General features: G+C 59.8%; 28 protein-coding genes. 14 read left to right on the top strand and 14 right to left on the bottom strand.

Translation table 11 applies throughout. The annotated features are described in order from the left end of the window. Positions 1 to 57 precede the first annotated feature (57 nt). Positions 58 to 675: a BamJ family beta-barrel-assembly machinery protein gene (bamJ, locus tag C9383_RS26720; RefSeq protein WP_060754395.1), complete on the top strand. Its 618-nt coding sequence runs from the start codon at positions 58 to 60 to the stop codon at positions 673 to 675. A 60-nt stretch (positions 676 to 735) separates the two neighbouring features. On the opposite strand, the gene C9383_RS26715 is transcribed toward bamJ, so the two are convergent. The 3 genes from C9383_RS26715 to C9383_RS26705 form a co-directional block, all read right to left on the bottom strand. Continuing rightward, the gene (locus tag C9383_RS26715) at positions 736 to 993 is read right to left on the bottom strand and encodes a PA4570 family protein (RefSeq protein ID WP_003194088.1); all 258 of its coding nucleotides are present in this window, start codon (positions 991 to 993) and stop codon (positions 736 to 738) included. Positions 994 to 1,154: 161 nt separating this feature from the next. Further along, a complete protein-coding gene (locus C9383_RS26710; RefSeq protein ID WP_060754394.1) occupies positions 1,155 to 1,496 on the bottom strand; it encodes a zinc ribbon domain-containing protein YjdM in 342 nt (113 codons plus the stop codon). A 117-nt stretch (positions 1,497 to 1,613) separates the two neighbouring features. Continuing rightward, a complete protein-coding gene (locus C9383_RS26705) occupies positions 1,614 to 2,582 on the bottom strand; it encodes a polyprenyl synthetase family protein (protein WP_060754393.1) in 969 nt (322 codons plus the stop codon). Positions 2,583 to 2,821: 239 nt separating this feature from the next. Here C9383_RS26705 and rplU point away from each other — a divergent pair, with 239 nt between their 5' ends. The 7 genes from rplU to C9383_RS26670 all read left to right on the top strand — a co-directional run bounded on the left by rplU (position 2,822) and on the right by C9383_RS26670 (position 8,401). Continuing rightward, on the top strand, positions 2,822 to 3,136 hold the full coding sequence (gene rplU / locus C9383_RS26700; RefSeq protein ID WP_003176051.1) for a 50S ribosomal protein L21: 315 nt from the start codon (positions 2,822 to 2,824) through the stop codon (positions 3,134 to 3,136). 34 nt (positions 3,137 to 3,170) lie between these two features. Then, positions 3,171 to 3,428, top strand: coding sequence for a 50S ribosomal protein L27 (gene rpmA / locus C9383_RS26695; protein WP_003176049.1), 258 nt, complete (start codon positions 3,171 to 3,173; stop codon positions 3,426 to 3,428). Positions 3,429 to 3,622: 194 nt separating this feature from the next. Further along, positions 3,623 to 4,846, top strand: coding sequence for an Obg family GTPase CgtA (gene cgtA / locus C9383_RS26690; RefSeq protein WP_060754392.1), 1,224 nt, complete (start codon positions 3,623 to 3,625; stop codon positions 4,844 to 4,846). A 111-nt stretch (positions 4,847 to 4,957) separates the two neighbouring features. Next, the gene (gene proB, locus C9383_RS26685) at positions 4,958 to 6,076 is read left to right on the top strand and encodes a glutamate 5-kinase (RefSeq protein WP_060754391.1); all 1,119 of its coding nucleotides are present in this window, start codon (positions 4,958 to 4,960) and stop codon (positions 6,074 to 6,076) included. A gap of 15 nt (positions 6,077 to 6,091) precedes the next feature. Continuing rightward, positions 6,092 to 6,556, top strand: coding sequence for a CreA family protein (locus C9383_RS26680; RefSeq protein WP_015885841.1), 465 nt, complete (start codon positions 6,092 to 6,094; stop codon positions 6,554 to 6,556). Between the two features lie 101 nt (positions 6,557 to 6,657). Continuing rightward, a complete protein-coding gene (locus C9383_RS26675; protein ID WP_060754390.1) occupies positions 6,658 to 7,140 on the top strand; it encodes a glutathione peroxidase in 483 nt (160 codons plus the stop codon). 157 nt (positions 7,141 to 7,297) lie between these two features. Then, the gene (locus C9383_RS26670) at positions 7,298 to 8,401 is read left to right on the top strand and encodes an NADH:flavin oxidoreductase (RefSeq protein WP_090368583.1); all 1,104 of its coding nucleotides are present in this window, start codon (positions 7,298 to 7,300) and stop codon (positions 8,399 to 8,401) included. Positions 8,402 to 8,491: 90 nt separating this feature from the next. On the opposite strand, the gene C9383_RS26665 is transcribed toward C9383_RS26670, so the two are convergent. The 3 genes from C9383_RS26665 to cysZ form a co-directional block, all read right to left on the bottom strand. Continuing rightward, complete coding sequence (locus C9383_RS26665; protein WP_143038190.1) at positions 8,492 to 9,016, bottom strand: chromosomal replication initiator protein DnaA; 525 nt, start codon at positions 9,014 to 9,016, stop codon at positions 8,492 to 8,494. 217 nt (positions 9,017 to 9,233) lie between these two features. Continuing rightward, entirely contained in the window at positions 9,234 to 10,433 is a 1,200-nt protein-coding gene (locus tag C9383_RS26660; RefSeq protein ID WP_090368590.1) for a glycosyltransferase family 4 protein, read from the bottom strand. 54 nt (positions 10,434 to 10,487) lie between these two features. Continuing rightward, positions 10,488 to 11,252, bottom strand: coding sequence for a sulfate transporter CysZ (cysZ, locus tag C9383_RS26655; protein ID WP_060754386.1), 765 nt, complete (start codon positions 11,250 to 11,252; stop codon positions 10,488 to 10,490). A 282-nt stretch (positions 11,253 to 11,534) separates the two neighbouring features. Between cysZ and trxB the strand changes: the two genes are divergently transcribed. Beyond that, complete coding sequence (trxB, locus tag C9383_RS26645) at positions 11,535 to 12,497, top strand: thioredoxin-disulfide reductase (protein ID WP_034115064.1); 963 nt, start codon at positions 11,535 to 11,537, stop codon at positions 12,495 to 12,497. A 141-nt stretch (positions 12,498 to 12,638) separates the two neighbouring features. Here trxB and C9383_RS26640 read toward each other — a convergent pair whose 3' ends face one another. Genes C9383_RS26640 through C9383_RS26615 form a run of 6 tightly spaced genes read right to left on the bottom strand, consistent with a single transcriptional unit; the run spans position 12,639 to position 15,575 of the window. After that, a complete protein-coding gene (locus tag C9383_RS26640; protein WP_090368593.1) occupies positions 12,639 to 12,980 on the bottom strand; it encodes a HopJ type III effector protein in 342 nt (113 codons plus the stop codon). Next, complete coding sequence (locus tag C9383_RS26635; protein ID WP_090368596.1) at positions 12,973 to 13,269, bottom strand: DUF1244 domain-containing protein; 297 nt, start codon at positions 13,267 to 13,269, stop codon at positions 12,973 to 12,975. Before C9383_RS26635 ends, C9383_RS26640 begins: the two co-directional genes overlap by 8 nt. Before the next feature lie 25 nt (positions 13,270 to 13,294). Beyond that, complete coding sequence (gene folX / locus C9383_RS26630; protein ID WP_003194073.1) at positions 13,295 to 13,666, bottom strand: dihydroneopterin triphosphate 2'-epimerase; 372 nt, start codon at positions 13,664 to 13,666, stop codon at positions 13,295 to 13,297. A 2-nt stretch (positions 13,667 to 13,668) separates the two neighbouring features. Continuing rightward, the gene (gene folE / locus C9383_RS26625) at positions 13,669 to 14,229 is read right to left on the bottom strand and encodes a GTP cyclohydrolase I FolE (protein ID WP_090368599.1); all 561 of its coding nucleotides are present in this window, start codon (positions 14,227 to 14,229) and stop codon (positions 13,669 to 13,671) included. A gap of 20 nt (positions 14,230 to 14,249) precedes the next feature. Then, positions 14,250 to 14,960 carry a dihydromonapterin reductase gene (folM, locus tag C9383_RS26620; RefSeq protein ID WP_090368602.1) on the bottom strand — a complete coding sequence of 237 codons (711 nt, stop codon included), beginning with the start codon at positions 14,958 to 14,960 and terminating at the stop codon, positions 14,250 to 14,252. A 57-nt stretch (positions 14,961 to 15,017) separates the two neighbouring features. Continuing rightward, positions 15,018 to 15,575, bottom strand: a complete 558-nt coding sequence (locus tag C9383_RS26615; RefSeq protein ID WP_090368605.1) for an antibiotic biosynthesis monooxygenase — start codon at positions 15,573 to 15,575, stop codon at positions 15,018 to 15,020. Between the two features lie 212 nt (positions 15,576 to 15,787). On the opposite strand from C9383_RS26615, the gene C9383_RS26610 reads away from it, so the two are divergent. Then, on the top strand, positions 15,788 to 16,747 hold the full coding sequence (locus C9383_RS26610; RefSeq protein ID WP_090368608.1) for a MerR family transcriptional regulator: 960 nt from the start codon (positions 15,788 to 15,790) through the stop codon (positions 16,745 to 16,747). 2 nt (positions 16,748 to 16,749) lie between these two features. Here the strand turns inward: C9383_RS26610 and C9383_RS26605 are convergent, their stop codons facing one another. Beyond that, entirely contained in the window at positions 16,750 to 17,355 is a 606-nt protein-coding gene (locus C9383_RS26605) for a hypothetical protein (protein WP_060754380.1), read from the bottom strand. Positions 17,356 to 17,413: 58 nt separating this feature from the next. After that, positions 17,414 to 17,881: a PAS domain-containing protein gene (locus C9383_RS26600; protein WP_060754379.1), complete on the bottom strand. Its 468-nt coding sequence runs from the start codon at positions 17,879 to 17,881 to the stop codon at positions 17,414 to 17,416. Between the two features lie 128 nt (positions 17,882 to 18,009). Between C9383_RS26600 and C9383_RS26595 the strand changes: the two genes are divergently transcribed. The 4 genes from C9383_RS26595 to C9383_RS26580 all read left to right on the top strand — a co-directional run bounded on the left by C9383_RS26595 (position 18,010) and on the right by C9383_RS26580 (position 21,377). Next, positions 18,010 to 18,465: a flavodoxin gene (locus C9383_RS26595; RefSeq protein WP_060754378.1), complete on the top strand. Its 456-nt coding sequence runs from the start codon at positions 18,010 to 18,012 to the stop codon at positions 18,463 to 18,465. A 196-nt stretch (positions 18,466 to 18,661) separates the two neighbouring features. Next, positions 18,662 to 19,444, top strand: a complete 783-nt coding sequence (locus tag C9383_RS26590) for a class II aldolase/adducin family protein (RefSeq protein ID WP_090368610.1) — start codon at positions 18,662 to 18,664, stop codon at positions 19,442 to 19,444. Further along, positions 19,444 to 20,346: an alpha/beta fold hydrolase gene (locus C9383_RS26585; protein ID WP_090368612.1), complete on the top strand. Its 903-nt coding sequence runs from the start codon at positions 19,444 to 19,446 to the stop codon at positions 20,344 to 20,346. Before C9383_RS26590 ends, C9383_RS26585 begins: the two co-directional genes overlap by 1 nt. Positions 20,347 to 20,465: 119 nt before the next feature. Beyond that, entirely contained in the window at positions 20,466 to 21,377 is a 912-nt protein-coding gene (locus tag C9383_RS26580; RefSeq protein ID WP_090368613.1) for an SDR family oxidoreductase, read from the top strand. Positions 21,378 to 21,667: the final 290 nt, after the last annotated feature.

Here is a 21,667-nt window from a genome sequence, read left to right as displayed (position 1 = left end):
TTCTGGGCGGCGCGGGAAACGGCGTTTTCCTGTGTGGCCCTACAGCGGAGCCTCTTCATGTCCGAAGTTAATCTGTCCACCGACGAAACCCGCGTCAGCTACGGTATCGGCCGTCAGTTGGGCGACCAACTGCGCGACAACCCACCACCGGGCGTGAGCCTGGACGCGATCCTGGCCGGCCTGACCGACGCCTTCGGTGGTAAGCCAAGCCGTGTTGACCAAGAGCAAATGGCTGCAAGCTTCAAAGTCATCCGCGAGATCATGCAAGCCGAAGCCGCTGCCAAAGCTGAAGCCGCTGCTGGCGCCGGCCTGGCATTCCTGGCGGAAAACGCCAAGCGTGATGGCATCACCACCCTCGCTTCCGGTCTGCAATTTGAAGTGCTGACTGCCGGTACCGGCGCCAAGCCAACCCGTGAAGATCAAGTACGTACCCACTACCACGGCACCCTGATCGACGGCACTGTGTTCGACAGTTCCTACGAGCGCGGTCAGCCTGCAGAATTCCCGGTAGGTGGCGTGATCGCCGGCTGGACCGAAGCCCTGCAACTGATGAATGCCGGCAGCAAATGGCGTCTGTACGTGCCGAGCGAACTGGCTTACGGCGCTCAAGGCGTTGGCAGCATTCCACCGCACAGCGTTCTGGTATTCGACGTCGAGCTGCTCGACGTTCTGTAAGACCTGCTGATTATCTGTGGGAACGAGCGTGCTCGCTCCCACAGTGTTTTGCGGGTGTGTTCATGGATGGAACTTGCCATTGAGCTCCGTCGCCGGGCGCAACGCTCGGGCATAGCAGAATAGAAACAGGTTTCTCACCACCTCTTTCAGCACACCGGGTTCACTTGAACTCAAGCCATTGACGTCCAGGTCACCCTGATCCTGCAGTTCGTTCAACGCTTCTTCTTCCAGTACTGCGCAAACCTCACCGGTTTCCCGATGCAGAATCCGCAGGTAGGGGTGTGGGCGGTCCAGCCAGGCATCGATCAAATAAGTCATGGTTCATTCTCCTTGATGGGTTTCAATGAGAATAATTCTTATTCGTCGAATAGCAAGTGTCTATTGGCGGTTTTCTGGGTTTTCTGGATGGACCGTTGCGTTCGGTCAAAGGAGATGGCGAAACGCCACCCCGCGGCGGGCGCGGGATGGGCCCAGCAGATTCAGACCTTGCGGACGAATTCGGACTTGAGTTTCATCGGGCCGATGCCGTCGATCTTGCAGTCGATATCGTGGTCGCCGTCGCACAGGCGGATGTTCTTGACCTTGGTGCCGACCTTGACCACCAGGGACGTGCCTTTGACCTTGAGGTCCTTGATCACGGTGATGGTGTCGCCGTCTTGCAGGACGTTGCCCACAGAGTCTTTCTTCACGGTTTCGTCGCTGGCCGCTTCGGCTTCGCCGTTGACGGACCACTCATGGGCGCATTCCGGGCAGATCAGCTGGGCGCCGTCTTCGTAGGTGTATTCGGAATTGCATTTTGGGCAGGGTGGCAACGTGCTCACTAAAGTTCCTTGAAAGTCAGGAGGGCTAAAAGTCGCACATTATATAGGGAATTGGGCCAGGGGCGGGAATTGGTAATAGGCTTGAATGTGGGAGGGGGGCTCCCACATGCAGGTATTTCAGTGTGTACGCGCGACCGCGAACTCACTCAGTTCGACCAGGGCGTCCCGGTATTCGCTGGCCGGCAGGGCTTCCAGGCACGCGATGGCACGGGCCGCGAAGTCGCGCGCCAGTTGCGCGGTGTAATCCAGGGAGCCGGAGGCTTCAACGGCTGCACGGATGGCTTCCAGGTCTTCGATCCCGCCTTTCTGGATCGCCTTGCGTACCAGCGCAGCCTGTTCCGGGGTGCCTTCACGCATGGTGTAGATCAGCGGCAGGGTCGGTTTGCCTTCGGCCAGGTCGTCGCCGACGTTCTTGCCCAGGGTTTCTGCGTCGCCACGGTAGTCGAGCAGGTCATCCACCAGTTGGAACGCCACGCCCAGGTGGTCGCCAAAGGTGCGCAGGGCTTCAGCCTGTGCGGCGGTCGCGCCACACAGGGCGGCTGCGCTATGGGTCGAAGCTTCGAAGAGCATCGCGGTTTTGCCGCGAATGACTTCCATGTAGGTTTCTTCGGTGGTGCTGGCGTCGCGGACCTTCGACAGCTGCAATACTTCGCCTTCGGCGATGATGCGCGTGGCTTGTGAAAGAATTTTCATCACGGGCATCGAACCCAGTTCGACCATCATTTCGAACGAGCGTGAGTAAAGGAAATCGCCCACCAGGACGCTGGGAGCGTTGCCCCACATGGCATTGGCGGTCTCGCGACCCCGACGCATGCCGGACATGTCGACCACGTCGTCATGCAGCAGGGTGGCGGTGTGCAGGAATTCGATAGTTGCTGCCAGCAGGCGCAGGTCATCGCCTTGGCGGCCCAGGGCCTTGCCGCACAGCAACACTAATAAAGGACGCAGGCGTTTACCGCCCGCCGACGTAATGTAGTCGCCAATTTTGGAGACCAGCGGCACTTTAGACGTCAGCTGCTGCTTGATGATGCCGTCGACGGCGCTAAAATCGTCCGCGACCGCGCGGTAGAAAGCTTGGGGTTGCATCAGCGACAGTCGCTCCAGAAGGGTTGCGCGGCATGCTAGGACCCTGACCCCGCAGTGTCAAGGCGCGATGGACGGCCACTTGCAAGGCCTCTATAGCTTGCGTACAATCGCGCACCCTGAACTTCCTGGGCAGCACCTGCCTTACGCAATTGCATTCGGGACGTCCATCCCATGCAGCCATGCCAGCCAATACCTCTTCTTATAAAGAGCTGGGTGAGCAGGATTATCGGAGAAATACCATGTCGTACGCAGTAATTGTTACTGGTGGCAAGCAATACAAGGTCGCCCCAGGTGAATACCTGAAGATCGAAAAATTGGAAATCGCTACCGGCGAATCCGTTACTTTTGATCGCGTTCTGTTGGTCGCCAATGGCGATGACGTGAACATCGGCGCTCCAGTTGTTGCTGGCGCTACCGTTGTGGCTGAAGTGATCTCCCAAGGTCGTCACGATAAAGTCCGCATCATCAAGTTCCGTCGTCGTAAGCACCACATGAAGCGTATGGGCCACCGCCAGTGGTACACCGAGATCAAAATCACCGGTATTCAGGCTTAATTTCAGCCTAATTCCTCACTAGGAGAATTGACTCATGGCACACAAAAAAGCTGGTGGTAGTACCCGTAACGGTCGCGACTCAGAAGCCAAACGCCTTGGCGTGAAGATGTATGGCGGCCAGAAAATCATTCCGGGCAACATCATCGTGCGTCAGCGCGGCACCCAATTCCACGCCGGTTACGGTGTAGGCATGGGTAAAGATCACACCCTCTTCGCGAAAATCGAAGGCGTGATCAAGTTTGAAGTAAAAGGCGCTTTCAACCGCCGTTACGTGAGCGTTGTCGCAGCTTAATCGCGAGATCGCTGGAAAAGCCCTGTCTTGCGACGGGGCTTTTTCGTTTGTGGAGTGAGTCTCTTGCAAAGCTGTTTGTAATGGGCGAGAGCAGCAGGAATTGCGGTCGTTGCTTGAGGTCGCTGCGCTCATTTTTGCAAGAGTCTTATGTCTTGGTTTCTTAAGCTCGTCCAAGAGGCGAGAGGCGTTTTGTTATGAAGTTCGTTGATGAAGTTTCCATCCGAGTAAAAGCAGGCGACGGCGGTAACGGTTGCATGAGTTTCCGTCGCGAAAAATTCATCGAAAACGGTGGCCCCAACGGCGGTGATGGCGGTGACGGCGGTTCCATCTACATGATGGCCGACGAAAACCTCAACACCCTGGTCGACTACCGTTACACCCGGCACTTCGACGCCGAGCGTGGCTCCAACGGCGGCAGCACCGACTGCACCGGTAAAAAAGGCGAGGACCTGGTACTGCGCGTACCGGTCGGCACCACGATCATCGACTCCGCGACCCAGGAAGTGATTGGCGACCTGACCAAGGCCGGCCAGAAGCTGATGGTTGTGCAGGGCGGCTGGCACGGTCTGGGTAACACCCGATTCAAGTCCAGTACCAACCGTGCGCCGCGCCAGACCACACCGGGCAAGCCGGGCGAGCAGCGTGACCTGAAGCTGGAAATGAAAGTACTTGCCGACGTGGGCCTGCTGGGCCTGCCGAACGCCGGTAAAAGTACCTTCATCCGCTCGGTCTCGGCGGCCAAGCCGAAAGTCGCCGACTACCCGTTCACCACCCTGGTGCCGAACCTGGGCGTGGTCAGCGTCGACCGTTGGAAAAGCTTCGTGATCGCCGACATTCCCGGCCTGATCGAAGGTGCTTCCGATGGCGCGGGCCTGGGCATCCGCTTCCTCAAGCACTTGTCGCGTACCCGTTTGCTGCTGCATCTGGTCGACATGGCCCCGCTGGATGACACCAGCGCGCCGGACGCCGCTGAAGTGATCGTCAACGAGTTGACCAAGTTCAGCCCGTCCCTGGCTGAGCGTGATCGCTGGCTGGTACTGAACAAGTGCGATCAGATCCTCGAAGAAGAACACGAGGCCCGCGTCAAGGAAATCGTCGACCGCCTGGAGTGGGAAGGCCCGGTCTATGTGATCTCGGCCATCGCCAAAGAAGGCACCGAGCGCCTGACCCGCGACATCATGCGCTACCTGGAAGACCGCGCCGACCGCCTGGCGGCCGACCCGGTGTACAAGGCCGAACTGGCCGAGCTCGACCAGCGCATCGAAGACGAAGCCCGTGCTCAGCTGCAGGCCCTGGATGACCAGCGTGCCCTGCGCCGCAGCGGCGTGAAGTCGGTCCATGACATCGGCGACGATGATTGGGACGAAGAAGACGTGGATGATGAAGATGGCCCGGAAATCATTTACGTGCGCGACTGATTCGTTGCGATAAACTTGAACGCCGCTCCTTATAGAGCGGCGTTTTGGTATCCGGGTATAACGTTATGGGCGGCGCTGGGTCGCGCGGCCCTCACTTTAAGGTTGAAGATGATGCGGAGCAAAGTGACAGGTGCGCAGCGCTGGGTCGTGAAGATCGGCAGTGCGTTGCTGACGGCGGATGGCAAGGGGCTCGATCGCGCAGCCATGAGCGTCTGGGTCGAGCAAATGGTGGCCTTGCATGAGGCCGGTGTCGAGTTGGTGCTGGTGTCGTCCGGGGCGGTTGCCGCCGGGATGAGCCGCCTCGGCTGGACCGCGCGACCCAGCGCGATGCACGAACTGCAAGCCGCCGCCGCCATTGGCCAGATGGGCCTGGTGCAAGCCTGGGAATCCAGCTTCGCCGAGCACGGCCGCCACACCGCGCAGGTCCTGCTGACCCACGACGACCTGTCCGACCGCAAGCGCTATCTCAACGCCCGCAGTACCCTGCGTGCGCTGGTGGAGCTCAAGGTCATCCCGGTGATCAATGAAAACGACACGGTGGTCACCGACGAAATCCGCTTCGGCGACAACGACACCCTGGCCGCCCTGGTAGCCAACCTGGTGGAAGCCGACCTGCTGGTGATCCTCACCGACCGCGACGGCATGTTCGACGCCGACCCGCGCAATAACCCCGACGCGCAATTGATCTACGAAGCCCGTGCCGATGATCCGGCCCTGGACGCCGTGGCCGGCAGCGTCGGTGGCGCCCTGGGCCGTGGTGGCATGCAGACCAAGCTGCGTGCCGCACGCCTGGCTGCGCGTTCCGGTGCGCACACCATTATCGTCGGCGGGCGCCTGGAGCGTGTGCTGGACCGCCTCAAGGCCGGTGAACGCATCGGTACGCTGCTGTCGCCGGAGCGCGGCATGCTGGCTGCGCGCAAACAGTGGCTGGCCGGCCATCTGCAAACCCGTGGCACCCTGGTGCTGGACGATGGCGCTGTGTCGGCCTTGTCTCAAGGCAACAAGAGCCTGCTGCCGGTGGGCGTCAAGCTGGTGCAAGGCAGTTTCCGCCGTGGCGAGATGGTCGTGTGCGTTGCGCCGGACGGCCGTGAGATCGCCCGCGGCCTGGCCAACTACAGCGCGCTGGAAGCGCAGAAAATCATTGGGCAATCGTCTGACGCGATTGTCGGACTATTGGGTTACATGGCCGAACCGGAACTGGTTCACCGCGATAACCTGATCCTGGTTTAACCAAAGGAATACACGATGCGCGTAATGAAAGGATTGCTCGGCCTGCTGTTGGCCATGCCGCTGCTGGCGAGCGCAGAAGAAATCGGCCAGGTATCGACGGTGTTCAAGTTCGTCGGCCCCAACGACCGCATTGTGGTCGAGGCGTTTGACGACCCCAAGGTTGATGGCGTGACCTGCTACCTGTCCCGCGCCAAGACCGGCGGTGTGAAAGGTGGCCTGGGCCTGGCCGAAGACCGCGCCGAAGCCTCGATTGCCTGCCGCCAGGTCGGGCCGATTCGCTTCAAGGGCGAACTCAAGGACGGCGACGAAGTGTTCAAGGAGCGCACCTCCCTGGTGTTCAAGACCATGCAAGTGGTGCGCTTCCTCGATAAGAAGCGCAATACCCTGGTTTACCTGGTCTACAGCGACCGTTTGATCGAAGGCAGCCCGCAGAATGCGGTGACCGCGATTCCGATTTTGCCCTGGCCTACCGCTCAGTAACTCGCAGGCGAGTTTTGCAATCGGCGTCTATGATTGCAGGCTTGCGGGTTGTAATCTCGCAGAGCCGCAATGCGAAGAACATGGGATATCTGGAGTTCGTCATGAGCGCTTTCCACGACCTGAAACTCAAAGCTTTAGACGGACATGAGCTGCCGCTGGCGCCTTTCAAGGGGCAAGTGGTACTGGTGGTCAACGTGGCCTCCAAATGTGGCCTGACCCCGCAATACGCGGCGTTGGAAAACCTCTATCAGCAGTACAAGGACCAGGGTTTTACCGTGCTTGGCCTGCCTTGCAACCAGTTTGCAGGCCAGGAACCGGGCACCGAGGAAGAAATCCAGGCGTTCTGCAGCCTCAACTACGGCGTGACGTTTCCATTGGGCAGCAAGCTTGATGTGAATGGCCATGATCGCCATCAGCTCTACCGCTTGTTGGCGGGCGAGGGCGCAGAGTTTCCTGGGGATATCACCTGGAACTTCGAAAAATTCCTGCTGGGCAAGGATGGGCGAGTGCTTGCACGCTTTTCGCCGCGCACCGCGCCGGACGATCCAACGATCGTCCATGCCATCGAAAAAGCCCTGAGCTGAACATCTCCCTTACTTGTGGCCAGGGAGCAAACTCCCTAGCCACAGGTTAGCGGCCTTCGCTTTTAGCCCTTAATCACCCAGATCAATAGTGCTATGAAGCACCCTGATCTCACCATATTATCGGCATCATAAATCCAGTCTCACGTGGAGCGCTCCCATGCCTGTCCAAGCCTTGTTCAAACCGTTCCAGCTCGGTGCACTGACGCTGTCGACCCGCGTAGTGATGGCGCCGATGACCCGCTCGTTCTCCCCAGGTGGCGTGCCCAATTCCAAGGTCATCGAGTACTACCGCCGCCGCGCTGCCGCCGGCGTGGGGCTGATCATTACCGAAGGCACCGTGGTGGGGCATCAAGCGTCCAACGGCTACCCGAATGTTCCGCATTTCTACGGTGATGCCGCACTGGCCGGTTGGAAAAAAGTGGTCGACGCCGTACACGCAGAAGGGGGCAAGATTGTCCCGCAGCTGTGGCATGTGGGCAGTGTGCGCCGCATCGGCACCGAACCGGACGCCAGCGTGCCGGCATATGGTCCGATGGAAAAACTCAAGGATGGCGCCGTCGTTGTCCATGGCATGACCACCCAAGACATCAAAGACGTGATCAATGCCTTCGCCCAAGCCGCCAAGGATGCCCAACGCATCGGCATGGACGGTGTGGAGATCCACGGTGCCCACGGCTATCTGGTGGACCAGTTCTTCTGGGAAGGCAGCAACCAGCGCACCGACGAATATGGCGGCAGCCTGGCCAACCGTTCGCGCTTTGCCATTGAGTTGATCCAGGCGACCCGCGCCGCTGTCGGCCCTGATTTCCCGATCATTTTCCGTTTCTCCCAATGGAAGCAGCAGGACTACACCGCGCGCCTGGTGCACACCCCGCAGGCGCTGGGAGAATTCCTCAAGCCGTTGGCCGACGCCGGTGTGGATATTTTCCACTGCTCTACCCGTCGCTTCTGGGAGCCGGAGTTTGAAGGCTCCGACCTCAACCTGGCCGGCTGGACCCGCCAACTCACCGGCAAGCCAACCATCACGGTCGGGAGCGTCGGCCTGGATGGCGAGTTCCTGCAGTTCATGGTCAACACCGATAAAGTTGCACAGCCGGCGAGCCTGGAAAAACTGCTGGAGCGCCTGAACAACGAGGAGTTTGACCTGGTAGCCGTAGGGCGCGCACTGCTGGTGGACCCGGATTGGGCGGTGAAGGTGCGCGAAGGACGCGAGAGTGACATCCTGCCGTTCAGTCGTGAGGCATTGACGACCCTGGTTTGAATGGCAGGTAAATATGCGGTTTTCAACGGGAGGCAGGGGGTGGAAGACCCTGCCTCCCGTTTTGTTTCAGCTATTCACTGCGTTGTCCTGTCACAGGTCGCGGTATGGGTTGTTACCCCGGCGGGTATGTTGCGGCTGGTTCCAGCCGTCATCCGCGCGGGGGTAGTGCGGACGGTGACTGTCGTAATCCGGTCGGGTAGGTAGCGGGCGGTTCCAGCCATAATCAGGTCGGGTGTATTGCGGTCGGTGATTATCGTAGTCCGGGCGGGTTGGGTAAGGACGGTGATTGTCGTGGTCCGGGCGGGCTGGGTAAGGACGATGATTGTCATAGTCCGGGCGGGTTGCGTACGGACGGTGGTGATTGTCGTATTCCGGGCGGGTAGGACGCGGACGGTAACTGTCGTAATCCGGGTGGGTAGGCAGTGGCTGATTCCAGCCGTAATCCGTACGTTCAGGCCGTGGTTGGCCCCAATTGGGCGGGGTTTCCTTTCCATACATCGCCATTTCATATCCGCCGCCGGAGCGCCTCAATTCGGGAGCCTGTGCAGTGTTCTGGGTCTGCGCGTTGTGGTGCAGCAATTGCGGAGCCATTGGCCCATTGATCAGTGTCGACATAACGCTCTCTATCAATTTTTCGTGAGAAATACCTGCCTGATTCGGGGTGGTCCAACAGGAAAACACCTTCGATAGCAGGTGTCATGTGGGTGGTGACTGGCAGCGTGACGTTCCCGAAATATGCCGTTGTAGCTCGGTGATTCGGGGGGTACGCAGAGACGATTGTGAAGATTGGGACCGGTTTTAGGGGGCGTGCCGGGAGGCGTGGTGAACCGACTTACGGCACTCGCAGATCGTTCAGTGCAGGTGTGGCGGGTTTGGATGGGGTAAAACCCTGCGCGCACACACCACGTAACTGGTTCTCGAATTGCTCGATAATGGCTGGCCAGCCTTGGCGACTGGCATGCTGACGCGCATTCAGGCGCACCCTGCGCAAGGTCTCGCGCTCTTCAAGCAACCAGTTGGCCGCATCGCAGAAGGCTTCTTCATCCCCCGGCATCGCAGTCACACCGTTGTAGCCGTGGCGGATGTGCTGGGTCGCCGCCGCCTGATCGTATGCCACTACCCCCAACCCTGAGGCCATGGCCTCCAGCACGACGTTGCCGAAGGTTTCGGTCAGGCTGGGGAACAGGAACACGTCGCCCGACGCGTAATGCCGGGCCAATTCTTCACCGCGCAAAGTGCCGCAGAAAATCGCTTCGGGCAGTGCTTTTTCCATCGCTGCGCGCTGTGGGCCATCGCCGACGATGACCAGTTTCATCTGATGCAGTGGATACCTGTCTTGCAGGGTTTCGAAGCAACGTTTGAGCAGCCCCAGGTTTTTTTCCTGGGCCAGGCGGCCTACATGCAACACGGCGATCTGTTCACTGTTCAACGCCCAGTTTTCACGCAGTGCGTTATCGCGTTTGGCCGGGTGGAACAATTGGCTGTCGACCCCGCGCGCCAGCATTCCCAGGCGTTCGAAATTGCGGCGTTCCAACTCCAGGCGTTGGCTGGCGCTCGGCACCAGGGTCAAGGTCGAGCGGTTATGAAACCAGCGCAGATAATGGGTGACCATACGGCTCAGCACGCTCAAGCCATATTGGTTCGAATACTGCTGGAAATTGGTGTGGAAACCGCTGACCACACTGATACCCAGGCGACGTGCCGCACGCAGGGCCGATAGCCCCAACGGCCCTTCCGTGGCGATATACAGCACATCGGGGCGTTGGCGCGTCCAGCGCCGCAGCAATTTGTGCATCGACGACTGGCCCCACTGCAGGCCCGGGTAACCCGGCAGCGGCCAGCCGCGGCACAGCAGCAGTTGGTCGTCGTTGGGGCGGCTCTGGTCGGCGCCCTGGCGAGGACGTACCAGCTCGACTTGATGGCCGCGCGCACGCAACCCCTCGCACAGGCGGCCAAGGGTATTGGCCACCCCGTTGATTTCCGGCGGGAAGGTTTCGGTAATTAAGGTGATGTGAAGCGAGGCTGTCGTCATGACCCACAGTGTCTCTGCGGGCCATGTCGTCATTGTGTCATTGGGATGATGGATTTATGACTTGGCCATGTTTTGCCGCGTCATCGCCTCGGCGCCTTGCTCGCGTACCCAGAACAACGTGGCCCCGGCCACGGCCGCCGGCATCATCAGCAGGTTGACCACCGGCACGAGCAGTACCAGATAGACGATGCCGCCGAAGCTCATGCTCTGCCAGCGCTTCTGGCGCAGCCAGGCGAGCATTTCGTTCCAGCCCAGCTTGTGGTTGTCGGCCGGGTAGTCGATGTATTGGATCGCCATCATCCACACACCGAACAGCAGCCACAACGGCGCCGCGATCAGGTTGACCACCGGGATGAACGACAGGATAAACAAGCCGATGGCGCGTGGCAGGAAGTAGCCCAGTTTGCGCATCTCACGAGCCAGGGTACGCGGCACCATCGCGGCCAGCTCACCCCAACTGAACGGCGGGAAGTCATCGGTGCCACGCACCACCACTTCAACTTTTTCTGCGAGAAAACCGTTGAACGGTGCCGCGATGATATTGGCGAGCATGGTGAAGGTAAAAAACACCATCAACACCACCAGCACCACGAAAAGCGGCCACAAGATGTAGCTGAGGAAGCTCAACCAACTGGGCAGCGTCGGCATCAGGCTATCGACCCACAGGCTGAACTGATGGCCGGCGAAATAGATCAAGCCGACGAACAGCACCAGGTTGATTGCCAGCGGCAGCAGCACAAACAGGCGCAGGCCGGGGCTCAACACCAGTTTGAGGCCCTCGCGCAGGTATTGCGGGCCGGAAAGAGCAGGGGCGGGCATGGAGAACTCCGAGCAATGGGACAAACGCGCCGACCTTACCGGCTTTGCCGGTTGGGCGAAAGCGGCGACATCAGCAGTAACAAACGTCTCGATCAACCGAGTCGACTGCATAGAGACCACCTATGAGCTGGATTGTTATTCCGTATTTCCTTAATCTTGCCCCCCTCGATACGCTGCACCCATTATTTTTCAGGGCCTGCGAGTTCAAGCCTTCCCCAAGTGCTTCGCGGTCCTTTTTTATTCCAGCCGCCTTGTTGTCCGGGCGGTCGACAGGAGTGAGTCATGTCTGATACCCGTCATTCGCGAGTGATTATTCTCGGTTCCGGCCCTGCCGGTTACAGCGCTGCCGTCTACGCTGCCCGGGCCAACCTCAAGCCGCTGCTGATCACCGGCATGCAGGCGGGCGGTCAGTTGACCACCACCACTGAAGTCGACAACTGGCCGGGCGATGTCCACGGCCTGACCGGCCCGGCGCTGATGGAGCGGATGAAAGAACACGCCGAGCGTTTTGAAACCGAGATCGTGTTCGATCACATCAACCAGGTCGATTTTTCCAAGAAGCCTTACAGCCTGACCGGCGACAGCGGTGTTTACACCTGTGACGCCTTGATCATCGCCACTGGCGCCAGCGCCCGTTACCTGGGCCTGCCGTCCGAAGAGGCGTTCATGGGCAAAGGCGTTTCCGCCTGCGCGACCTGCGACGGTTTCTTTTATCGCAATAAACCGGTCGCCGTTGTCGGCGGCGGTAACACGGCCGTTGAAGAGGCGCTGTACCTGGCCAACATCGCCAGCACCGTGACCCTGATTCACCGCCGCGAAACCTTCCGCGCCGAGAAAATCCTGATCGACAAGCTGCATGCCCGTGTCGCTGAAGGCAAGATCATCCTCAAGCTCAACGCCACCCTGGACGAAGTCCTGGGCGACAACATGGGCGTGACCGGTGCGCGCTTGAAGAACAACGACGGCAGCTTCGACGAGCTGAAAGTCGACGGCGTGTTCATTGCCATCGGTCACACGCCGAACACTTCGTTGTTCGAAGGCGTGCTCGAAGCCAAAGATGGCTACCTGGTGGTGCAAGGCGGCCGTGAAGGCAATGCGACTGCGACCAACATTGAAGGTATCTTCGCTGCCGGTGACGTGGCCGACCACGTGTACCGCCAGGCCATCACCTCGGCCGGTGCCGGTTGCATGGCGGCACTGGATGCCGAGCGCTACCTCGACGGCTTGAAGGACGCTTCGTTCTAACCAACGCCGCAAAACCAATGTAGGAGGGGGCTTGCTCCCGATGGCCTGCGCAGCAGGCCCAGCTTTTTCAAACCCAAAGCTGGGGCCGCTTCGCGGCACATCGGGAGCAAGCCCCCTCCCACATTTTGCTTTATGCCTGGCTCAGGCGCGGCGAGTCAGTGGCTGCGCGCTGAACTTCACACCGGCCAAGCCATTGGCGATCAACGCACGGATGTTGCCATGGTCGCTGCCCTCAGGCGTCGCCACCACCGAGCGGTAATGCTCACCAAATGCCAGCAGAGCTTCCTGATCGCTCAAGCCTTCCAGCAGGGCCAAACCCAGCGTCTTGCAAGACCCTTCGTTCTGCCCGGCCGCGTTTTCCACGTTGCCGTTGGTGAACGCTTGCGGCTGGTAGTCATAACCGGCAGCGACAAACGCCAAGGTATCGGCAAAAGCATGTTCGCCGCCGTTCAGGCTGGCACGCAGGGTATTCAAATCAGTCATGGGGTTTTCCTTTGGCGAACGCCGCTTGTTGGTCGGCGTTGGCTTCTTTCTGGTATTGGGCTTTCCACTCGGCATACGGCATGCCGTACACCACTTCACGGGCGTCATCGAGGCTCAGTTCGATCCGGCGCTCGTCAGCCTCGGCCTTGTACCACTTGGAGAGGCAATTACGGCAGAAGCCGGCGAGGTTCATCAGGTCGATGTTCTGCACGTCCTTGCGGCTGTCCAGATGGGCCACCAACCGGCGGAAGGCGGCGGCTTCGAGTTCGAGACGTTGTTGATCGTTCATAGGGTTCACGCAGATTCAGGGGAGGTTAACGGCTGGCCGCCAGGGTAATCGACACCGATTCGGCAAAACGCAGCGCATGCGGCTTGTCCACTTCGACTTCGGCGTACAGCACCGATTCGTTACTCATCACCAGGTCCAGCAGTTCCTGAGTGAGGCGCTCCAGCAAGGCGAAGCGATTGCCTTCGACGTGGGCGATGATGGCCTTGGTGATGGTGCGGTAGTTCAACGCGTGGTCGATGTCGTTGTCACGCACGGCTTCCTGGGCGGCATACAGGATCGTCAGGTTGATCAGCACATCCTGCTTGTTGAGGATTTCGTCCTCGTTGATACCGATAAATGTGCGCAGGCACAGGTCCTTGACCCGGATGCGCGCCATGCCTGGTTGAAGTTGTGGCATTGCTATTTGCTCCGTCCAATCAGTTGCAGGAACTCCATGCGCGTGGTGTTCGACTCGCGGAACGCGCCGAGCATCACCGAAGTGTTCATGGTTGAGTTCTGTTTCTCCACACCGCGCATCATCATGCACATGTGCTTGGCTTCGATCACCACCGCCACGCCGGCGGCCTGGGTGACCTGCTGGATCGCGTCGGCAATTTGCCGCGTGAGGTTTTCCTGGATCTGCAGGCGCCGCGCATACATGTCGACAATGCGCGCCAGCTTCGACAGGCCGAGCACCTTGCCGGTTGGAATATAGGCCACATGGGCCTTGCCGATAAAGGGCAGCAGGTGGTGCTCGCAGAGTGAATACAGCTCGATGTCCTTGAGGATCACCATCTCGTCGTTATCGGACGCGAACAGTGCGCCATTGACGATCTCGTCCAGGTTCTGCTCGTAGCCGTGACACAGGTATTGCATGGCCTTGGCGGCGCGCTTGGGCGTGTCGAGCAAGCCTTCGCGCTGCGGGTCTTCGCCCAGGCCCTTGAGGATCTCGCGGTAATGGTGGGGCAGGGATAAGGTCATACGACATCCTCAAAAACGGCTTACTTGATATGCCGCCCACCGTTGACGGTCAGGGTGGTTCCGGTGACATAGGGGTTGTCCAGCAGGTAACGCAGGCTCTGGTAGATCACCTGCGGCCCAGGTTCGATGCCCAGAGCGGACTTGGCCAACACCTTGGCGCGGTAGGCGGCGTCGTCGTCCTCGTTGAACATTACCATTGCCGGGGCGATGCCGTTGACCTTGATCAGCGGCGCGAACTGCGCGGCAAACGACAGCGTCAGGCTGTCGAGCCCGGCCTTGGTGGCGCAGTAGGCAATGTGCTGGCGACTGCCCTTGCGCACCACATCATCACTGATATGCACGATATCGGCAGGCGTCGAGCGCTGCAGCAACGCTGAACAATGCAGGTTGATCAGGTAGGGCGCAAGCATGTGCACGCTGAACATGTCCTGCAAGGCGCGGCTTTCATCGCCCGGCGTCTCCGCGATCCATGCCGAGGCGTTGTGGACGATCGCACGCAGGCTGTCGGTGTGAGTCTTCAACTGCGCGATAAACGCAAGAATCCCGGCTTCGCTGGAAAAATCGGCAAACAGGCCGATCGCGCCACGCTCGCGCAACGTCTGGATGCCTTCGCGCTCGCTGCGGTAGCTGAACATCACCGGGTAACCGTCATCCAGCAGGCGCTCGGCGCAGTGCAGGCCGACGCGCTGGCTGGCACCGGTGATCAGGATCGGGGCGTTGGTTGCAGTCATGGGGGGACTCAAATCGCTGGCAGGTTGAAATGATACCAGCGACCGGCCCCCCTGTACTCACGCGGCGGCTTCAGTGGCCTTGCGCGGTGGCGTGGGATGTAGCCAGTTTGCCAGCAGGTGGGTCGACAACGGGATAAAGCAGTAAACCATCAATGGCGTGAGTGCGGCCGTGCTGACCAGCACGCGGCTGAACAGATCCAGCTCGCTGAGCAATGGCCCAAGGCCGAAATTGAACAGCAGTGACACCGGGAAGAACGCCAGCCAGATAGCCACCGCCTGTTTCCAGCGGGGAGGGCGTGCGCCCGCGGCGCCGAACCAGCCGTCAATACCTCTGACGCGATGCTCGGACGGGTCGGCAAACAGCTCGCTGCCACGGCTCAGCCAGGCACTGCGCGAAGCGGAGAACTCCCAGGCATGCAGGGTTTTTTCGTCGGCGAAGCGGAAGATGATCTGAAATTCGTCATCGTTGGGTGGCGGGGCCAGTACGCCGGAGCCCAGGTAACCCGGGAAGTCGGTGGCCAGTTGCTCGCCTTCGCGCAGCCAGGCCATCAATTCTTCGTAGCGTCCTTTGGCCACGCGACGCGCGACCATCAAGGTAACGGGGGAGGTAGACATTGTGTATCTCCAGATAACGGGTGCGCAGCACCGGGTAGGTCGCGCACGAACGAAGCTGCGGGGGTAGTGCAGCCACGTGGAAAAAACAGGCAAGGATTATTCCTGTTTTGCAAAAATGCGCCAGTGACATTGGTCTGAAGGGCATACACCTTGAAAAAGACAGTTCTAAAGGCGTTAAATGAACGCCCAGTTACCGTTGGTTTTTGTTCAAAATGCCCGTGAATACTGCTCCGATAGATAGCACTTCGCTTCTAGATCCGACCGATTCAGATCAGCTGTTTCCGATTCGTGAAGTCTCGAGATTGACAGGCATCAATCCAGTCACGCTGCGCGCCTGGGAGCGCCGTTATGGCCTGATTCAGCCCACGCGCACCGAAAGTGGGCATCGGCTCTACTCCAAGAGCGATATTGAAACCGTTCATCGCATTCTCGATTGGGTTGAACGCGGTGTGGCAGTGAGCAAGGTGGGCAAGATCCTTGCGCGTGACGAGCAGCAGGCAAAAGTCGTACGTTCCGAGCAGGGCACGGTCGAAAACGCAGAATGGTCGCAATGGCAGGCACGCCTGATGCAGGCCGTCAGTGTTTTCGACGATCGCGTGCTGGAGCAGTTGTATGGCCAGATCCTGGGCACCTACCCCCTCAGTGTGGCGTTCCAGAACATCCTGATGCCGCTTTGGGGCGAGCTGCTGCATCATCAGAACCAGTTCGGTCAGGCCAGCGAATGGCTGTTCTACGATGCCTTCCTGCGCGTGCAGGCCCTGCAGCGCCTGCAGGTGGCCTGCGCCTCTTCGGCGCCGCGGGTGGTGATGGCCGCGATTCCCGGCGAGTGTCGTAAATTGGAGTTGCTGGTCGCGGCATTACTGATCAGTCGTGATGACCTGGCCATCAAGGTGCTCGCGATGGGCCAGCCTTTTAATGAGTTGACACTGATCTGTGAGAAGACCCATCCGCGCGCGCTCGTTGTCTTCTCCAACCATTCACACCGACATGACCTGCACAAGCGTCTGAACCGGTTGGCGTTGACGCTCGATTGCCCGCTGTTTCTGGCCGGGGCGGCTTCGGAACTGGCCGAAGACGACCTCGCAGGCTCCTCCATCGGCTGTCTGGGCAACGAAGGGCGCTTGATGCAGCGCCGCTTGCAGCAGTTTCTCAACGGGCAGTTGGATACCTGAAGTCAGGCATGCACGTGGGGGTGGACCAGGCGATGCTGATGCAGGATGAACTGGCGCAAGCGCTCGATTTCATCCGCGTTACTCTGGTTCAAGCGATAAGCGAACAAGCCCCGGGCGGTTTCCCGCTCCAGCGCGCCACGCAAGGCAATGCGTTCGTAACCTGACGGGCTGAACCACAGGGAAAAGGTTTTCGGCGGCTTGGCCCGGCCCCGAAACTCCACCAGCACACCCTTGAATGACACCTCATGCACCCAGAGCGCTCCCGGGTTGCCGCGTACGTTTTCCAGCGGCACCGGTGCTTCAAGGGCCAGGCGCCAGGGGCGGACCATCGGCCCATCTTCGAAAATGCTCGGCACGCCCAGGCGCAGATGCACCGCATGAAACTCGTCTTCAACCAATTGCAGGGGAAAGGTGAGCTGCTGGTTGTCGAACTGCGCCTGGATGGTGACATGGTCATGGGCGGCCAGCCGCGTGAGCAAATCGCGGATCTGTGCACCGCCATTGACGGTCAGGCTCGACCCGGCATCCCGCAAGTTGAGTTGCGGGTTATGTTGCATATCTTGGATGAAATCCAGTTCGTCCTGCGTCAAGAGAGCGTCGCGGTGCATTGATGTAGCTCAAGGGTGAGGCATTAAAAAGCCATTATCGCTCTAAAGACTGCATTTTTTACAGTTTGTTAAATCCACTCGTCGCCTTGAGCGCCGCCAGCTCGCGTTTAAGCTCGGCCACTTCGGCCTCCAGCTGTGTCACGCGCTGCTGGGCTTTGACTTGGGTGGTGACGTCTTTTTGCACACCGACGAAGTAGGTCTGCTTATCCGCTTCGTTGTACACCGTGGAAAGCGACAACTCGTTCCAGAAGTGGGTGCCGTCCTTGCGGTAGTTGCGCAGGATTTCGCGGCAGGCACCGCCGCTGTCGAGGGCTTCGCGAATGGCCATCAGGGCGGGTTGGTCGCGGTCACCCGACTGCAGGAAACGGCAGTCCTGATACAGGATGTCGTCCAGCGCGTAGCCGGTCAGGCGTTCGAACGCCGGGTTGACGTAGATCAGCGGCTTGTCCTTGCCTTCGCGTTCGGCGACGACGATACCGTCGTTGGAAGCGTTGACCACCATTTGCATCAGCTTGGCGTTAATCATCGAGCGGTCCGTGGCGTGTTCTGGAGTTTGGAGTTTATGGCAAGTCTTGAATGTTGCACGTGGCGCGCTGAAAAATTTGCGCCTACTGCTAATATCCCACGCTTTCGCTCAATGACAGGATCAGATTGATGAAAGTCGCCATCCTTTCCGGCTCGGTGTACGGCACGGCTGAAGAAGTCGCCCGCCACGCCGTCGGCATCCTCAACGCGGCCGGTTTTGAAGCCTGGCACAACCCTCGCGCCACCCTGGCCGATGTGCAGGCGTTTGCCCCCCAGGCGTTTCTGGCGGTGACCTCTACCACCGGCATGGGGGAATTGCCCGACAACCTGCAACCCCTGTATTCGAGCATCCGTGACCAACTGCCGGCGGCCTGGCGTGGCCTGCCCGGTGCCGTGATCGGCCTGGGCGACGCCAGTTATGGCGACACCTTCTGCGGCGGTGGCGAGCAAATGCGCGAGCTGTTCGGCGAACTGGGCGTACGTGAGGTACTGCCGATGCTGCGTCTGGACGCCAGCGAAAGCGTGACCCCGGAAGCCGACGCCGAACCGTGGTTGGCCGAGTTGATCATCGCACTGCGCGGCTGATCGCAAGCGCGCAACAATACCAGCGTCCGCCGCGCCTTTATTGGCGGCGGTTCTCTGACACGACTTGTACTATTCTCATGGCTGACTCGTTCAGTCATCAAGCTGGCTGGCAAGGCGACTCCGCACGCCACGACGCCTGACTAGACTGGCCCCTCACTCAAAAAATAATAAGAAATGCACCAAGGAGGTCGTTGCCGTGAGCCTAGCCCCTGTTCAAGCGCCACAGAATGTCAAAGATCAGGTCAGCGCTGCCGAATGGCAGACCCGTGTCGACCTTGCGGCTTGCTATCGCCTGGTGGCGTTGCATGGCTGGGATGATCTGATCTTCACGCATATTTCGGCCAAGGTGCCGGGCACCGATGATTTCCTGATCAACCCCTACGGGCTGATGTTCCACGAAATCACGGCGTCGAGCCTGGTCAAAGTCGACCAGGCCGGCAACAAGCGGATGGACAGCCCCTACGAGATCAACCCCGCGGGCTACACCATCCACAGTGCCATTCATGAGGTGCGCCACGACGTGGTGTGCGTATTGCACACCCACACTGCGGCCGGTGTTGCCGTCGCTGCGCAGAAGCAGGGCGTGTTGCCCATCAGCCAGCAATCGTTGTTCGTGCTGTCGAGCCTGGCGTATCACGCCTATGAAGGTGTGGCGCTGAACCACGAGGAAAAGGCCTGCCTGCAGGCCGACCTGGGCGAGAACAATTTCCTGATGCTGCACAACCACGGTCTGCTCACCTGCGGCAGCAGCATTGCCGACACCTTCCTGATGATGTTCACCTTCCAGCGCGCCTGCGATATCCAGGTCCTGGCGCAAAACGGCGGCGCCGAATTGATTGCCATCGAGCCGCAGATCCTTGCCGGGGCCAAGGCGATGGTGGCAGCTGTCACAAAGAGCGCACAAGGTATGGGCGGTGCACTGGCCTGGCCGGCCTTGTTGCGTAAATTGGACCTGCAGGACCCTGGGTATAAAAGCTGATGCCTCTTGCCGAAATCCCCCTCAGAGCCTGGCGCAAACGTAGCCAGGAGTTCGTCTTTCGTGGCTACTCGATTCGTTATTGGGTGGCCGGGCAGGGCGAACCGCTCTTGATGATCCATGGCTTCCCCACCGGTAGCTGGGACTGGCATTACCTGTGGCAGCCCCTGGCGCAGCGCAACCTGGTGATCGCCTGCGACATGCTGGGCTTTGGCGATTCGGCCAAACCCCTGGACCACGACTATTGCCTGTTGGAGCAGGCGGATCTGCAACAGGCATTGCTCGAACACTTGGGAATAGAGCAGCCCGTGCATGTGTTGGCGCATGACTATGGCGACAGCGTCGCCCAGGAATTGCTCGCCCGCCACTACGAAGGTCGGTTTCAGATGGCCAGTTGCGTGTTCCTCAATGGCGGGCTGTTCCCGGAAACCCACCGCCCGGCCCTGGTGCAGAAATTGTTGCTCAGCCCCCTTGGCTGGATGATCGGCCGTGCCTTTGGACGCAATGCGATGGCCAACAGCTTCAACCAGATTTTCGGCCCACACACACGGCCCAGTGAAAGCGTGCTGGATGATTTCTGGAGCCTGCTCAACTGCAACGACGGCCCACGTATCCTGCACAAGCTGATCGCCTACATCCCGCAGCGCCGCCGCCTGCGTGAGCGCTGGGTGGGCGCGATGCAATGTGGCGAGGTGCCCCTGCGCGTGATCGATGGTGAGGTCGATCCCATCTCCGGCGCCCACATGGTGGCGCGTTATGAGCAGTTGGTGCCCCACGCCGATACGGTGTTGCTGGCCAACATCGGCCACTATCCGCAGATCGAAGCCCCCGTACAGGTGCTCAAACACTATTTGGCGTTTCGCGAGCGTATTGGCCCGTCTGAGTCGCGTGCGGCCTATTCCTGAGCGGCGCAATCATCCCGCTGCCTTATCGCGCACCATTCAGCCCCGGCCGACTTTATTGTGACCAGAGGCTGGGTGCCTGACACTCAGTCCATTGCCCATTGTCGCCAGCGGAGTTCGGTATGAGTGAATCAGTGCAGTTCCAGGATAAGGTCGTGATCGTCACCGGTGCCGGCGGTGGGTTGGGCCGGGCCCATGCGCTGCTGTTCGCCGCACATGGGGCCAGAGTATTGGTCAACGACCTGGGCGGCTCGGCCCAGGGCGAAGGCGCCAATGCCTCGGCGGCCGATCGGGTGGTGGCTGAAATCCGTGCGGCAGGGGGTATTGCCGAAGCCAACCATGACTCCGTCACCGACGGTGACAAGATCGTACAGAACGCCCTCGACGTTTTCGGCCGCATCGACGTGGTGGTGAACAACGCCGGCATCCTGCGCGACAAGACCTTCCATAAAATGGACGACAGCGATTGGGACCTGGTGTATCGGGTGCATGTCGAAGGTGCCTATAAAGTCACCCGCGCCGCCTGGCCGCATCTGCGTGAACAAGGTTACGGGCGGGTGATTTTCACCGCCTCCACTTCAGGTATCTACGGCAACTTCGGCCAGTCCAACTACGGCATGGCCAAGTTGGGCTTGTACGGCTTGACCCGCACCCTGGCGCTGGAAGGGCGCAAGAACAATATCCTGGTCAATGCCATTGCCCCCACCGGCGGCACGCGCATGACCGAAGGGCTGATCCCGCCGCAGGTGTTCGAGCGCCTCAAGCCGGAGCTGGTCAGCCCGCTGGTGGTCTACTTGGGCAGCGAGGCCTGCCAGGAAACGGCCGGGTTGTTCGAAGTGGGGGGCGGTTGGATCGGCAAAACCCGCTGGGAGCGCAGCCTCGGGGTGGGCTTTGACCCCGACGCCGGCTTCTCACCCGAGGATGTCGCGGCGCACTGGGCGCAGATCTGCGACTTTGAAGGCGCCGCGCACCCCAAGGACAATATCGAAGCCTTGAAAGAGATGATGGCCAACTTGCAGAAGTTCAGCCTCTGATCATTGTTCGAAAAATATACAATCCAACGGGGCGCTGAGGGCGCCCCGTTTTATTGGGGGCATAAAAAAGGCCGCTGCAAAAGCAGCGGCCGAAGTAAGACGTTGGATCAAGGAGCGATAAATCAACGTCGGTGAACACCTGTAACAGATTGAATATATTAGCCAATCCGTTGAAATCAGACTTTTCTCCCGAAGGTGGGAGCGGGCGGTTTGCCCTGAAAGCCCGCTTAGAATAATCCGTTGTAACGAAATGAGTAATAGCGGATCGGGACAAGGACTGTTACCGGATT

It is taken from the genome of Pseudomonas palleroniana, assembly GCF_003031675.1.
In the GTDB taxonomy this organism is placed as follows: Bacteria; Pseudomonadota; Gammaproteobacteria; order Pseudomonadales; family Pseudomonadaceae; genus Aquipseudomonas; species Aquipseudomonas palleroniana.
The sequence above is the reverse complement of the archived record's forward strand: the minus strand, read 5'-3'. Positions and strand labels throughout refer to the sequence as shown.